At 33.1% G+C, this 15,288-nt stretch carries 13 protein-coding genes; 11 read left to right on the top strand and 2 right to left on the bottom strand.

Features of this window, described 5'->3' with window-relative positions:
* Positions 1-297 precede the first annotated feature (297 nt).
* Genes ABID96_RS18135 through cydC form a run of 4 tightly spaced genes read left to right on the top strand, consistent with a single transcriptional unit; the run spans position 298 to position 6,166 of the window.
* Positions 298-1,692 (top strand): cytochrome ubiquinol oxidase subunit I, encoded by a 1,395-nt coding sequence (locus tag ABID96_RS18135; RefSeq protein WP_192603900.1) that lies wholly within the window; start codon positions 298-300, stop codon positions 1,690-1,692.
* Complete coding sequence (cydB, locus tag ABID96_RS18130; RefSeq protein ID WP_192603901.1) at positions 1,689-2,702, top strand: cytochrome d ubiquinol oxidase subunit II; 1,014 nt, start codon at positions 1,689-1,691, stop codon at positions 2,700-2,702. Before ABID96_RS18135 ends, cydB begins: the two co-directional genes overlap by 4 nt.
* Positions 2,702-4,405 (top strand): thiol reductant ABC exporter subunit CydD, encoded by a 1,704-nt coding sequence (cydD, locus tag ABID96_RS18125; RefSeq protein WP_192603902.1) that lies wholly within the window; start codon positions 2,702-2,704, stop codon positions 4,403-4,405. The genes cydB and cydD overlap by 1 nt, the downstream gene beginning before the upstream one ends.
* Positions 4,406-4,417: 12 nt before the next feature.
* A complete protein-coding gene (gene cydC, locus ABID96_RS18120; protein ID WP_192603903.1) occupies positions 4,418-6,166 on the top strand; it encodes a thiol reductant ABC exporter subunit CydC in 1,749 nt (582 codons plus the stop codon).
* A 273-nt stretch (positions 6,167-6,439) separates the two neighbouring features.
* On the opposite strand, the gene ABID96_RS18115 is transcribed toward cydC, so the two are convergent.
* A complete protein-coding gene (locus ABID96_RS18115; protein ID WP_192603904.1) occupies positions 6,440-6,889 on the bottom strand; it encodes a hypothetical protein in 450 nt (149 codons plus the stop codon).
* 313 nt (positions 6,890-7,202) lie between these two features.
* On the opposite strand from ABID96_RS18115, the gene truA reads away from it, so the two are divergent.
* The gene (truA, locus tag ABID96_RS18110; RefSeq protein WP_192603905.1) at positions 7,203-7,940 is read left to right on the top strand and encodes a tRNA pseudouridine(38-40) synthase TruA; all 738 of its coding nucleotides are present in this window, start codon (positions 7,203-7,205) and stop codon (positions 7,938-7,940) included.
* Between the two features lie 66 nt (positions 7,941-8,006).
* Here truA and ABID96_RS18105 read toward each other — a convergent pair whose 3' ends face one another.
* The gene (locus ABID96_RS18105; RefSeq protein ID WP_192603906.1) at positions 8,007-8,432 is read right to left on the bottom strand and encodes a VOC family protein; all 426 of its coding nucleotides are present in this window, start codon (positions 8,430-8,432) and stop codon (positions 8,007-8,009) included.
* 268 nt (positions 8,433-8,700) lie between these two features.
* Here ABID96_RS18105 and ABID96_RS18100 point away from each other — a divergent pair, with 268 nt between their 5' ends.
* The 6 genes from ABID96_RS18100 (at position 8,701) to ABID96_RS18075 (ending at position 15,165) form a co-directional block, all read left to right on the top strand.
* Entirely contained in the window at positions 8,701-9,555 is an 855-nt protein-coding gene (locus ABID96_RS18100) for a MurR/RpiR family transcriptional regulator (RefSeq protein ID WP_192603907.1), read from the top strand.
* 104 nt (positions 9,556-9,659) lie between these two features.
* On the top strand, positions 9,660-10,367 hold the full coding sequence (locus tag ABID96_RS18095) for an aspartate/glutamate racemase family protein (RefSeq protein WP_192603908.1): 708 nt from the start codon (positions 9,660-9,662) through the stop codon (positions 10,365-10,367).
* A 114-nt stretch (positions 10,368-10,481) separates the two neighbouring features.
* A complete protein-coding gene (locus ABID96_RS18090) occupies positions 10,482-11,465 on the top strand; it encodes a ketoacyl-ACP synthase III (RefSeq protein ID WP_192603909.1) in 984 nt (327 codons plus the stop codon).
* Positions 11,466-11,729: 264 nt separating this feature from the next.
* Positions 11,730-12,620, top strand: coding sequence for an N-acetylmuramic acid 6-phosphate etherase (murQ, locus tag ABID96_RS18085; protein WP_192603910.1), 891 nt, complete (start codon positions 11,730-11,732; stop codon positions 12,618-12,620).
* A gap of 34 nt (positions 12,621-12,654) precedes the next feature.
* Positions 12,655-14,022, top strand: a complete 1,368-nt coding sequence (locus ABID96_RS18080; RefSeq protein WP_192603911.1) for a PTS transporter subunit EIIC — start codon at positions 12,655-12,657, stop codon at positions 14,020-14,022.
* 54 nt (positions 14,023-14,076) lie between these two features.
* Positions 14,077-15,165 carry a DUF871 domain-containing protein gene (locus ABID96_RS18075; RefSeq protein WP_192603912.1) on the top strand — a complete coding sequence of 363 codons (1,089 nt, stop codon included), beginning with the start codon at positions 14,077-14,079 and terminating at the stop codon, positions 15,163-15,165.
* Positions 15,166-15,288: the final 123 nt, after the last annotated feature.

The following is a 15,288-nucleotide window of genomic DNA, read 5'->3' as shown; positions in this document are numbered from 1 at the left end:
GTTCTTTTTATGTTTTTAAAAAATCTAGCAACAAGTTTAATTGATTAATTGCTAAGCAATATGGAAATTTATAAATATCAACAAATTTGTGAAAAATGTCACAAAATAGACAACGAACTGACAAAAAGTAGACATATTATATTGAGGCAAGACGAAATATCAGAAGTAAACTATAGATAAGAACATAAGTGGTTAAAGGATCTAAATTGAAGATGATTTGCTCTAACGTTGTTCTAATTATTTTAGTTAAACTTATGATACTTTGTGAAAAAGTTTCATAATAAAGGAGGAAGTATTGTGAGCGTGTTAGAACTTGCACGATTGCAGTTTGGTTCGACTACGGTTTTTCACTTTTTATTTGTACCACTTTCAATAGGTTTAGCATTTATGGTTGCATGTCTAGAGACATTGTACGTTTATCGTAAAAATGAAACTTATAAAAAATTAACGAAATTCTTTGGGCACTTATTTTTAATTAACTTTGCTGTAGGTGTAGTTACAGGTATTATTCAAGAATTCCAGTTTGGCATGAATTGGTCTGAGTATTCACGCTTTGTAGGTGATGTTTTTGGTGCACCTTTAGCGATTGAAGCACTTTTAGCATTTTTTATGGAATCGACATTTCTAGGGATTTGGATATTTGGATGGGATCGTCTTCATAAGAAAGTACATTTAATGTGTATTTGGTTAGTATTTTTTGGAACGTTAATGTCTGCGTTTTGGATATTGGCTGCAAATTCATTTATGCAAGAACCTGTAGGTTTTACGATTAATAACGGTCGTGCAGAAATGAATGATTTCTTTGCCCTTATTACAAATCCTCAACTTATAGTTGAGTTTCCACATACTATTGCTGGTGCCTTAGCGACAGGTTCATTATTTGTTGCAGGTGTTAGTGCATATAAAATATTAAAAAAGCAAGAAACAGAATTATTTAAAAAGGCATTTAACCTTGGAATGATCGTTGCTTTAGTTGCTGGTATTGGTATAGCGTTTAGTGGTCATTCACAGGCAAAGCATTTAATGGAGTCTCAACCAATGAAAATGGCTGCAAGTGAGGGGTTATGGGAAGATAGTGGAGATCCAGCAGGTTGGATGGTTTTTGGATTAATTGATTCTAAAAATAAAGAAAATAAGTATGAAGTTGAGGTTCCTTACTTATTGAGTTATCTTGCTTATGAAAAGTTTGAAGGTAAAGTACCTGGGATGAATACATTGCAGGCCGAATATGAGAAATTATATGGTCCAGGTAACTATATTCCACCTGTTAATACGACATTCTGGAGCTTTAGAATTATGGCTGGAGCAGGTATGGTAATGATTTTGATGTCATGCTTGGGCTTAATATATAGCTACCGTAAGAAATTAGAGTCAAAGAATTACTTCCTAAAGGCTACAATATTTTTAATATCTTTACCGTTTATTGCTAACTCTGCTGGTTGGATTATGACGGAAGTAGGACGACAACCATGGACAGTCTTTGGATTAATGACAACTTCTGCTTCTGTTTCACCTAATGTTACAAAAGGATCACTAATTTTCTCCTTAACAACATTTACAACAATGTATGCAATTTTAGCAGCGGTTTTAGTTTACCTCTTTGTTAAGGAAATAAAGAAAGGAACGGATCACGGTGAAATAGATATTGAATCAAACGTTGATCCATTTGCAAGGGAGGCTTCAATCCTATGATTGAACTGAATGAATTATGGTTTTTACTTGTAGCAATATTATTTATAGGCTTCTTTTTCTTAGAGGGTTTCGATTTTGGCGTAGGTATATCTACAAAGTTACTTGCTAAAAATGATACAGAGAGAAGAATCTTAATTAATACAATCGGTCCGTTTTGGGATGCGAATGAAGTATGGTTATTAACTGCAGGTGGTGCAATTTTTGCAGCCTTTCCACACTGGTATGCGACAATGTTTAGCGGGTACTACATTCCATTTGTATTCGTATTGATTGCTTTAATTGGTCGTGGCGTTGCATTTGAATTTAGAGGGAAGGTTGACAGTCTTAAGTGGGCAAAAACATGGGATTGGGTCATTTTTTTAGGAAGTTTATTACCACCATTTTTATTTGGCGTTTTATTTACAAGTATACTACGCGGAATGCCAATTGATAAAAATATGAATATAACTGCTAGCTTTTCAGACTATGTAAATACTTATTCAGTAGTTGGCGGTGTAACAGTTACACTATTATGTTTACTTCATGGTGTGTTGTTCTTAACGTTAAAAACGGTAGGAGATCTAAGGTCTCGTGCACGAGCATTTGCTAGTAAATTAATCTTACCTGTACTTATTTCACTAATCATATTTACTGTTTTATCATATTTTGAGACTGATTTATTTACAGTTAGAGCTCATATTACAGTTCCACTAATTTTATGCATCGTTGTAGCATATGTACTTGCGGCATTTTTTATCTCTAAACAGAGAGATGGTTGGTCATTTGCAATGACAGGTTTAGGTATTGCATTAACAATTAGTACTTTATTTACTGCATTGTTTCCAAGAGTGATGGTGAGCTCCATAAAAAATGCATATGATTTAACTGTTTATAATGCATCTTCGGGTCCGTATTCATTAAAAGTTATGACAATTGTTTCGTGTACATTATTACCATTTGTACTCGGATACCAGATTTGGAGTTATTATGTGTTTAGAAAACGTGTAGACGAGAAGGATTTGACATATTAATGGGAAAAAATCTGCTTAAGTATAATGGAATGTCGAAATTACTCATTCTATTAGTCGTGTTAACCGTTGTACAAGGGACTGCAATAATCGTTCAAGCATATATGCTTTCAAAAGCAATTGTCAGTTTATTTAATGAGAAAAGTAGTAGCGAAATATTTTACGCTACTATTTTCTTCATTATCGCTTTTATTTGTCGTTATATTATCAATTCAATAAAACAAAAGTATTCTGAACGTTTTGCTGATCTTGCTGTCAGTGAATTAAAAATGAAAGTTCTTGATAAGCTTTTTAAGCTCGGCCCTAGATTTACTAAAAAAAATGGGACTGGAAATATAGTTACATTAATAATGGAAGGATCAGTTCAATTAAAACAATATTTAGAAATTGTTCCTGCTAAAATGATTAACCTAGCAATTATTACACCACTGGTTGTATTATATATTTTCTTCGTTGATAAGCTTTCCGCCATTATTTTAATCGTTACTTTTCCAATTTTAATTGTATTTATGATCTTACTAGGCTTAGCCGCAAAGAAGAAAGCAGATAAACAATGGAAGGTATATCGACTTTTATCAAACCATTTTACTGACTCATTAAGAGGACTAGAGACTTTAACATATTTAGGGATTAGTCGTAATCATATTCATCAAATTAATCATGTGAGTGAGCGTTATCGTAAAGCTACGATGAGTACCTTAAAAGTCGCTTTTTTATCGTCATTTGCGCTCGACCTTTTTACGATGCTTTCAATTGCTACAGTTGCAGTATTTTTAGGGTTGCGATTAATTGAAGGTGAAATTCTTTTTAGTCCAGCACTAACAATTTTAATTCTTGCACCTGAATATTTTTTACCTGTACGTGAAGTTGGAACGGATTATCATGCAACTCTGAATGGTCAAGAAGCTGGTAAAGCGATGCAAGCTGTTTTAGAGGAACATGAATTTACAGATTCTATAGATACAACGATTGAAGATTGGAAAAGTCATAGTTTTCTTAAATTAAAAGATATTACGGTAGAAATTGATAAAGATACTCCAGTCATATTGAAAGATATAAACGTGAGTTTTAATGGCTTTCAGAAAATAGGAATTGTTGGTGAAAGTGGTTCGGGCAAATCGACACTTATTGATTTGATTGGTGGATTTTTAGAACCTTCAAAAGGCGAAATCAATATTTCAGGTAAAGACTTTTCACACTTGCAATTAAAAGATTGGCAAAAACAATTACTATATATTCCACAACACCCCTATATTTTTTCTAAAACTTTAAGCGAAAATATTCGTTTTTATCATCCGAATGCGACTATGGAAGAAGTAAAAAAAGCATGTGAAGAGGCTGGTTTATCAACATTATTAGACGAATTACCTAACGGTTTAGAAGAGAAAATTGGAGAAGGTGGAAGGAGTTTAAGCGGTGGTCAAAACCAGCGTATTGCACTAGCGAGGGCATTTCTAGAAAAGAGGGAAATCCTACTTCTAGATGAACCCACAAGTCACCTTGATATTGAAACAGAGTTTGATTTGAAAAAAACAATGCTTACTTTGTTTGAAAACAAATTAGTCTTCTTAGCAACACATCGACTTCATTGGATGAAGGATATGGATTTGATACTAGTTATGAAAGAAGGTAATTTAATAGAAGTTGGTACACATAAAGAATTAATGACTAAAAATGGGCACTACTATCACTTAATTACTAGTTAGAAGGGAAAATGAATGTTTAATAAAAATGGTTGGGTATTACCATATATAAAAGAAAATCGACGCTTATTTTTGGTGGTAATCGTCATCAGCGCAGTAACTGTTTTTTCGGCAGCTGCCCTTATGTTTATGTCAGGCTTTTTAATTTCAAAAGCGGCAACGAAACCAGAAAATATTCTAATGATATATGTTCCAATTGTTGCAGTCCGAACATTTGGTATTTTAAGGTCAGTATCAAAATATATTGAAAGATTAATTGGGCATCATACAATTTTAAAAATTTTATCTCAAATGAGAACAAGGTTATTTAGTGTTCTCGAACCTTCTGCACTTAAGATTAAATCAAAGTTTAAAACAGGTGATATTTTAGGGATATTAGCTGATGATATAGAATATTTACAGGACATCTATTTAAAGACAATATTTCCAGGAATGGCTGCACTGTTTATTTATGCAATTTCGATAATTGCTCTAGGGTTTTTCTCCATTCCATTTGCAATATTAATAGGTTTCGTGTCATTTGTATTAATCGTGATTCTTCCCTTTATTTCGTTACTAGTGGAAAAAGCTAGAACGCAAAAAATTAAAAGTGAAAAGAACACTCTATACAAAAGTCTTACCGATGCTGTAATGGGGATTAGTGATTGGATGTTTAGTGGCCTTCAATCAAAATACATTCGAGAATTTGAGCATGGTGATGAAGTATTAAGAAAGCTTCAATTACAAGAAAAAGCTTTTAGAAGAAAACGAGATTTATTAGCTCAAATGATAGTAGGGATCCTTGTTTTACTAATGTTATATTGGGTCGGAAATGAGAGTCATGTTGGGGATATTCCAAGAACTCTAATCGCTGCATTCGTTTTAGTTCTTTTTCCTTTAACTGAGGCATTTATTCCATTATCTAATTCAGTTGCAAGTATGACTATATACAATGACTCAATTAATCGTTTAGAGAGTATTGAGGAAAATCAAATAGAATCTACATCACTAGCGTTTACCGGGGAAATTAGTGAACAAGTAAATATAATGTTTGAGGATGTTAGGTTTGAATATTTTAAGGGAGAAAGTATCTTACATCAGATATCATTTAAATTGGAACCAAATACAAAAACAGCATTATTAGGCCCGAGTGGCTCAGGGAAATCAACCATTTTAAAACTAATTGAAGGAGTAGAAGTACCAAATGAGGGAAGCGTTACACTTAATGAAATAAAGAGTGATTTATTTGGAGAAAACATAACCAAGGTTGTGTCAGTACTTAATCAAAACCCTTATTTATTTGATACAACAGTATTAAACAATATACGGTTAGGGAATCCAAAAGCTAGTAATGAAGAAGTAAAAAGAGTGGCTAAAATGGTAGAGCTTCATGATTATATAGAATCACTTCCACATGGGTTTGATACGCCAATGCACGAAACGGGTATGAGGTTTTCAGGCGGTGAACGTCAACGAATCGCCTTAGCAAGAATCTTACTTCAAAATACGCCAGTTGTCATATTGGATGAACCAACTGTTGGCTTAGATTCAATTACAGAAAGAAAATTACTCAATACTATTTTTCATGTGTTAGAAGGTAAGACAGTTCTTTGGATCACCCATCATTTAATCGGTGCTGAAATGGCAGATAATATTTTGTTCTTAGACAAAGGTAAAATAATGATGAATGGAACACATAATGAGCTTTATTTGAATGAAGATAGATATCGTAAGTTATTTGATCTTGATCGTCCATATAGTAGGAATGAATTCAGTAATAGTTAACTGATTTGCAGACTTAAATTGTGCTAATATGCCAAGGTGGTTCTTCGCCTGCCATAAGTATAGGGCATCTAGATTGGAAATCAGTTAAACAATTAGATGAAAAAAACAAAAAAGATGATCCTTCCATCATTAAGGATCATCTTTTTCATTGAGACGAGTGACCTAAAGTGAGATACGAGCGAGGAGGGTCGGTTGTTTATCCACAAAATGGAAGCGGATTATTTATCATTCTTTATATATAAAAAAGACCAAATTTTTATATTTTGGTCACGGTTAATCAGAAGGAATAAAAGTAATGTCAGCTGCCCCCTGAATTTCATCATCAATAACCTTTGCTGATCCTAATATCTCAATAATACTACCGAACAATTGTATATTATCAGCAAGAAGCAAATTCTTCTGTATATTGATGATTCTATTTGGGTCAGTCGCGAATAATTCTTTAGTGACTCCAATCGCACTTGCAAACTGTCCAATTGTACCAATTAAAAGCCCAGACAAAATTTCATTTTTACCTTCAAATCCATCTAGAGAATTTGGAGTTTCATCTAGAGCAAATAGCTGTTCTACACTCGTCGTTTCTAAAACTTGTGCAATAACTTTAAGCCATTCTGCAGCAACAATTTGCTTTTCGAGTTTTGATCGGAGTTTGTCATTTTCATCGTTTCTTTCGTTCGTGTTAGCTTGTGTTAGCCCTTTTCTTAGTAAGCCGATTTTAATCACCCCGGTATTTAATAAGTTATATTCATTATTAGTATTCTTGGTAAGCTACATTTGCGACGTGGAAATAATAAAAGTATGATAAATTTAAATATCGATTTTGAATAACTAAAAAGTGCTCTATAAAAAAATCCTTTATTAAGATAGAATAGATAAGGTTTGATTCATAAAAACTCGGGTAAGATTAACATAAAAGTACAAGCCGATTTATTTCATTGGTTAAGAGATGTAGAAAGTAATTGAGTTCGATGTATTTCTATAATGTGAAATTGAAACAATGGTAGAATATATATTGTCATAGGATAAGGAGAAATAAATGAACAATTATAAATTAGTCATTCAATATGATGGTGGAAGATATAAAGGTTGGCAAAGACTAGGTAGTGGAGAGAGCACAATTCAAGGGAAAATAGAAAATGTATTATCAGAAATGATCGGTAGACCGATTGAAATAATCGGTTGCAGTAGAACAGATGCAGGCGTACATGCATTTGCTCAGATTGCCAATTTTAAAATAGCTGAAAATATTCCTGTGTTAGAAATGAAACATTACTTAAATCGGTACTTACCTCAAGATATAAGTGTAATTGATGTATCAATTGAGGGAGAACGATTCCATGCACGATATAATTCAAAAGCCAAAACCTATTTATATAAGATTTGGAACGAGGATTATTCAAACCCATTTATGCGAAGATTCAGTATGCACGTTGAAGAAACATTGGATATTAGCAAAATGGAGTTAGCGGCGAAGCATTTTTTAGGTGAACATGATTTTACTGCTTTTTCGAACGCCAAATCTAAGAAAAAGTCTATGGTACGTAACATTTATTCAATTGAAATTGAAAAAGTAGATGGATTTCTTCAAATTAGAGTTAGCGGAGATGGATTTTTATACAATATGGTCAGAAAAATTGTTGGTACACTGATTGAAGTTGGTCTTGGGAAAAGAGATGCTAAAGAAATTAGTGGAATGATTCATTCAAAAGATCGTGGTTCAGTAAGCAGTTTAGCGGATCCTGGTGGTTTATACTTAGAAAGCATTGAGTTTTAATATTAAATATAAAAGGATATGGAACTTTTCTAGAAGAAAGGTTCCATATCCTTTTTATGTATGTAATTACATTTCTTCGCCGTTATCGTGGTTAAACATCCAGTGGATGCCAAATTTGTCTGTTAGGCTACCGTAGCATTTGCTCCAAAATGTTTCTTGAAGCTCCATACCAACTTGTCCACCTTCTTTTAATTTATTATAGATAGCTTGGATTTCCTCAACGTTATTACTTTGGAAAGAAAGGTTTATATTGTTTCCTTCAACAAAAGGTCTGCCAGGGAACGTATCAGAGAACATTACTCTGCTACCATTAAGATCCAGTCTTGCATGCATTACTAAATTTTTAGACTCTTCTGGAAGAGGATAGTCTGGATTTTGTGGTGCTTCTCCAAAAGTCATAATTTGTGGCTTTTCTGTTTCAAAAACTTCAGCGTAAAATTCTACAGCATCACGTGTATTTCCATTAAAATTAAGATAAACTTCGATTGGCATGTCAATCTCTCCTTAGTAATTAGAATGTTAATCATTTCCAACAAACTCAATTCTATTTTAACAAAAAAAAGAACGAAAACACAAATTCATTTGTAGGAATTTTTTGACAATTAACTACTCAAACAATACATCTATTTGGGGGAGCATGATTGAAACGATAAATCCATATGCTAATATTCTGAAATCTTATTTCATAAATTATTATGATTTTAGGAAATTTTGGTTCATAATAGTAAATAACTTGGAATGAAGAGAAAGGTGTTCTTAAATGAGGCATTTAACAATTTTATCAAAAATTGAAAATCATATGGATCGGTTTACACAAGCAGAAAAAAAGATTGCTATATATATCATGGAACATGCTGAGATGGTTCCAAATTTGACAACAAAAGATATTTCTAACAATACGGGTTCAAGTGAAGCGAGCGTAGTAAGGTTTTGTAAAACGATCGGCATCGGAAGCTTTAAAGCTTTTAAACTAGCCTTAGTACGTGATTTAACAGTAGCTGAAATGAATATTAATGATTTTTCTGTTATGGAAAAAAAAGATTCTCCATATGATTTATTTAATAAGGTTACATATGTAAATAAAGCTGCGATCGAGACTACAGTCTCAACTCTTGATAAGAGAGAACTAGAAAAAGCGTCAGACGTCATCGTAAAAGCAAAGAAAGTCTTATTTTATGGTGTAGGAGGCTCCGCAGTTTCTGCGATGGACGGTGCATACAAATTTACTAAATTAGGCTACTTTTCGGTAATGAATCTAGACTTTCATATGATGCTTTCAATAGTTGGACATCTCGAAGAAGGAGATGTATTTATTGCAATATCTAACTCTGGTCAAACGAAAGATGTACTTGAACTATCACGCTTCGCTAAGAAAAAAGGAGCTACGATTTTAGCCATTACAAAGTTGGGAAAATCTCCATTATTTAAAGAAGCAGATATTAAGTTATGCACACCGGATATGGAGCAAGCCAATCGAATTGGAAGCATTGCTTCTAGAACTGCACAATTAAACATTATTGATTCTTTATATATTATTAGTTTTAATCAAATTGGAAATAAAGTCTCTAGCAAACTTCATGAATCTAGTGAAGAAGCAAACATATTGAGACGATAGTATATAAAAAGACAACCTCTAGCGATAAAAAGTTAGAGGTTATTTTTAATAGAAATCGAATAATGAAAATAATAAATAAAGAAATATGAGAAGGAGCAACCCCTATGAAAACAATTGGTTTAATCGGAGGAATGAGCTGGGAATCATCTTTGCTTTATTATCAAATAATTAATCAAATTGTAAAAGATAAGCTAGGTGGACATCATTCTGCAAAGAGTTTATTGTACTCAGTTGACTTTGAAGAAATTAAGATTCTTCAACATGAAGGAAAGTGGGCAGAAGCTACAGAAATTATGATAGAGATTGCGCGTAAACTCGAAATAAGCGGAGCGGATTGTATTGTCATTTGTACGAATACTATGCATAAAATGGCTGAAGAAATAGAAGCTGCAATTTCTATTCCTCTACTACATATTGCGGATGCCACAGCAAAACTAATTGTTAATGATGGAAGAAAAAAAGTTGCTTTGCTAGGTACTGCTTTTACAATGGAGCAGGATTTCTATAAAGGTAGACTGATTGAACAATTTGGACTTGAAGTAATCGTACCTATACCAGAAGATTGTAAAATCATTCATGACATTATATATGAGGAACTTTGTTTAGGGATCATTAAAGAAAAATCTAAGCAAGCTTTTTTACAAATTATTGATAAGCTGATTGATCATGGTGCAGAATCAGTAATCCTTGGGTGTACTGAAATTACACTTCTTATTTCTCAAGAGAATTGTCGTGTCCCTGTGTACGATACAACGAAAATTCATGCAGAAGATGCAGTCGAGTTTTCATTACGTAATGATAGTCAATTTTAATAGTCATAAAAATATAGTAAATTTATGTAAATATTTTTCAACGAAATTAGTACCTACTACTAGTATTTGGTGTTATAATAAGTGAAACAAAAAAATCAGTGAGGTGACTAATCTATGTTAACATCAAAAGCTAGAATTACTGCCATAGGTTCGTATGTTCCAGAAAAGAAACTTACGAACTATGATTTGGAAAAAATAGTAGAAACAAATGATGAATGGATTGTAAAACGAACTGGAATAAAAGAACGTAGAATCGCAGAGCCAGATGAATTTACTAGTGATATAAGCTATAAGGCGGTAAAAAATTTAATGGAACGATATGATCAAACAGTAGAAGATGTTGATATGATTATCGTTTGTACATTAACGCCGGATTTTAATACACCAAGCGTAGCATCAGTAATTCAAGCGAAACTAGGTATTAAGAATGCAGGAGCTATTGACCTAAATGCTGCATGTGCAGGATTTACTTATGGATTGTATATTGCAAATGGTTTAGTAACTTCGGGATTAAATAAGAAAATTCTTGTGGTGGGTGCAGAAACTTTATCTAAAATTACCGATTATGAAGATCGAACTACATGTATTTTATTTGGAGATGGTGCAGGAGCTGTTCTAGTAGAATACGATGAAGAAAATCCTAGTTTTCTTTCTTCACATATAGGTTCTGAAGGAGATAAAGGTAAACACTTGTATTGCACAAACTTATCGAATCAAATGTTTGAAGAAGAGTTAATCAATAGTCATAAAATCGTACAAAATGGTCGTGAAGTATATAAATGGGCGGTTACTTCAGTGCCAAAAGGAATGACTAAAGTGGTTGAAAATGCTGCTGTATCACTAAACGAAGTAGATTGGTTTGTACCTCATAGTGCGAATTTAAGAATGATCGAATCAATATGTGAAAGAAGTGATTTTCCAATTGAACGTACCTTGTACAGTTTAGTGGACTACGGAAATACATCATCAGCTACAATTCCATTATCACTAGATCAAGGGGTTGTTGATGGAAAACTTCAAAGCGGAGATAAAGTATTATTATATGGTTTTGGTGGTGGGTTAGCTCAAGCAGGGTTACTTATTAACTGGTCACTATAAAAAAATATATGAAACTAAAATAAAGAACTGTTGTGATGACAGTTCTTTATTTTTCGTGTAGATAAAGTACTAAAACTAAATTCAGTCTGATTGCCGCATGCCATGCTAAAAAATGAGCATCCTAGATTAGGAGGTTTAGGTATATTAAACATGAGAATGAAATAAAATTTCATAATATGTATGATTAGCATTGACATTTAATTTCAAAGTAATAGAATAAAAGTGTGAAATGAAATTTCATTTTCTTGAAAGAAAGGTGATTTGATGTTAGAGAATTTATCAACTGAGAAAAGGAATCATAAGACATCTAATTTAGATGAGATGACAACAAAACAAATTCTTACTGCAATGAATGAGGAAGATCATAGTGTACCAACGGCTGTAAGAAATGAAATAGAAAATATTGAAAGTCTTGTTTTAAAAGTAATCGAATCTTTTAAAAAAGGAGGAAGATTAATTTATATCGGAGCTGGAACAAGTGGCCGATTAGGTATATTGGATGCTGTTGAATGTCCACCAACATTTGGAACAGAAACAGAAATGGTTCAAGGATTAATTGCAGGTGGTTTGAAAGCGTTCACAGTTGCTGTAGAAGGTGCAGAGGATCGAGAAGACTTCGCGGTAAACGATCTTAAAGAGGTTTCATTAGATGATAAAGATATCGTTATTGGAATTGCAGCAAGTGGTAGAACACCATATGTAATTGGTGGTTTAAAATATGCAAAAGAAGTTGGAGCAAGTACAGGTAGTGTAGCTTGTAATAAAAATTCTGAAATTAGTAAATTTGCAGAAGTTAGCATCGAAGTAGTGCCTGGTCCCGAAATTTTAACAGGATCAACTCGATTAAAAGCGGGAACTTCACAAAAATTAGTGTTAAATATGATTTCTACTGCTTCAATGATTGGGATTGGTAAAGTATATAAAAACCTAATGGTTGATATGCAATCAACAAATATTAAACTAATTGAACGTTCAAAGCGAATTATTATGGAAGCTACAGATGTCGATTATGAAACTGCATCTAAATACTATGAACAAGCAAATAAAAATGTGAAAGCTGCAATCGTTATGATTTTAGTTCAATGTAATTATGACGATGCTTTACAGAAATTAAAAGAAGCAGATGGTTTTGTACGTAAAACTTTAACGGTTTAGTAAATAGAAAAATAAAGAAACTGGAGGGGAACTTATGAACAAAGAACAACGTTTAGCTAAAGAAATAGCTGAGCATATCGGTGGTAAAGATAATATTAAAAGTGTCGCTCATTGTATGACTCGATTAAGATTAACACTTAGGGACGACCAAAAAGTAAATATCCCATTACTTAAGAAGATTAATGGCGTAATGGGTGTAATTGAGGATGATACTTTACAAATTGTAGTCGGTCCTGGAACTGTAAATAAGGTTGCGGATGAAATGAGTAAAGAAACGGGTTTGAAAATTGGAGAAGTTGCTGAAGACAATAAGTTCGATGGACTAGCTGAACAGAAAAAATCAGAAATTAAAGGTAAAAATAATACACCAATTAAAAATATACTACGTAAAATTGGAAGCATTTTCATTCCACTGATTCCAGGTTTAATTGCTTCTGGGATCATCAATGGAATTGCAAACTTTGCTAAAAATGCAGGCGTTGATCCAACTCAAACTTGGATGCAGATCCTTTTACTGATTGGTAGTGGTATCTTTGCATATTTAGGTATTTTAGTCGGTCTAAATACTGCAAAGGAATTTGGTGGTACACCAGTACTTGGTGCAATCGCCGGGATATTAATTATTAATCCAGGTCTAGCTGAGATTAAAATATTCGGTGAAGCATTAATTCCTGGTCGAGGCGGCTTGTTTGCTGTCATGTTTGCTGCATGGCTAATGACGGTTATTGAAAAACGTGTTCGTAAAATTGTGCCAAATGCAATTGATATTATTGTAACACCTTTAATTACTATTTTAATTGTCGGATTATTAACTCTATATGCAATTCAACCAGTAGCAGGTATTTTATCAGATGGCATTACAAGTGGCATTAACAGTGTTTTAGATATTGGTGGACCTATAGCAGGAGCTGTGTTGGCAGGAACATTCTTACCATTAGTAATGGTTGGTCTACATCATGGTTTAACACCGATTCATATGGAATTTATTAATACAATGGGTGTAACTCCGATTCTTCCTATTTTAGCAATGGCTGGTGCTGGCCAAGTAGGTGCAGCAATAGCGATTTTTGTAAAAACAAAAAATAAAAATTTAAAAAATGTGATAAAAGGTGCGTTGCCAGTTGGATTTTTAGGAATCGGCGAGCCACTACTATATGGGGTAACATTACCATTAGGTAGACCATTCTTAACTGCTTGTCTTGGTGCAGCAGTTGGTGGAGCATTCCAGGCTGTAATGAAAACAGCTTCAGTAGGTATAGGTGTATCAGGATTATCATTACTTCCATTAATTGCAGATAATAAATATATCTTATACTTTATTGGAATTGTTATTGCATACACTTTTGGTTTCATTTTCACATACTTGTTCGGTTTCAAAGAAGAAATGGCAGATAACTTGTAACAAAAAAGGAGGTTTTTCGAAACCTCCTTTTTTTAATAGAAAGGGAGATAACATATGCTTGGAATTTCAATCTATTTATCAAAAGATCATATAGAAAAGAATCTTCAATTGATCCAGTCAGCAAAAGCAAGTGGATTTCAATCTATTTTCACTTCGCTTCATATACCAGAAGACGATCCTTCAACTTATAAAGAGCTTTTACAACTACTTGGTCAACAAGCTAAGGATCATCAAATGGAACTAATTGCGGATATTTCACCAAAATCGTTATCGTACTTAGGTTTAAACTACTCCTCTGTAACAGAACTTGTCAATTGGGGCGTTGCTGGTTTAAGAGTTGATTACGGTTTATCAGAAAAACAAATTTCGGAGCTTTCTAAAAAAATGAAAGTAGCATTAAATGCTAGTACTATTACCGAGGAATTTTTAGAGACATTACTACAAAATGATTTGTGTATTGAAAATGTGGAAGCGTGGCATAATTTCTATCCTAGACCAGAAACAGGATTGTCAAAGCGTTATCTAATAGAGAAAAACCGTTGGTTAAAAAAATGTGGTATTACAACTATGGCTTTTATTCCTGGTGATAGTGAAAAAAGAGGTCCTCTTTATAAAGGCTTACCAACATTGGAGAAACATCGTGAAACGATCCCACTGCATGCCTATTTTGAATTAATTAAATCTTGCTATGTCGATAAAGTCCTTGTTGGAGATATAAGTTTAATGAAAGAAACGATGGAAAACCTAGCTTTAGCAAAGGATTATATTCCATTACGTTATAAACCTGATCTATCAGAGCAAACACTTCTAAAAAGTATAGAGGAAATTCACACGAACCGAGAAGACCCAGCTAGAGACGTAATTCGATCAATGGAATCTAGATTGTACGGTAGATTTGGTCATGTAAAATTATTGCCTAACAATACAATTGACCGAGTACGAGGATCAATAACGATCGACAATGAACTTTATGGTAGATATGCTGGTGAAATGCAAATTACACTTACCAATTTACCGAGCGATCCGAAAGTTAATGTAGTGGGTAAAGTCATAGACGAGGATCTACAATTATTATCTTATATTGGAGCCGGTAGTAATTTTAAATTAATACCAGTAAAAGACAAGCCGTTACAAACTGTCTAAAAGTATAATTCTTTTCTATATAATCAAAAAGCGTGTTTAATGAACACGCTTTTTTTTCTTTCCTCTTTGATAGTTTCTTAAAAACCTTTATGATTTAAAGAGAGAGATTTTAAGAAATTGGAT

The organism is Gottfriedia sp. OAE603 (genome assembly GCF_040543965.1).
GTDB classification, from domain to species: Bacteria; Bacillota; Bacilli; order Bacillales; family Bacillaceae_G; genus Gottfriedia; species Gottfriedia solisilvae.
The sequence above is the reverse complement of the archived record's forward strand: the minus strand, read 5'-3'. Positions and strand labels throughout refer to the sequence as shown.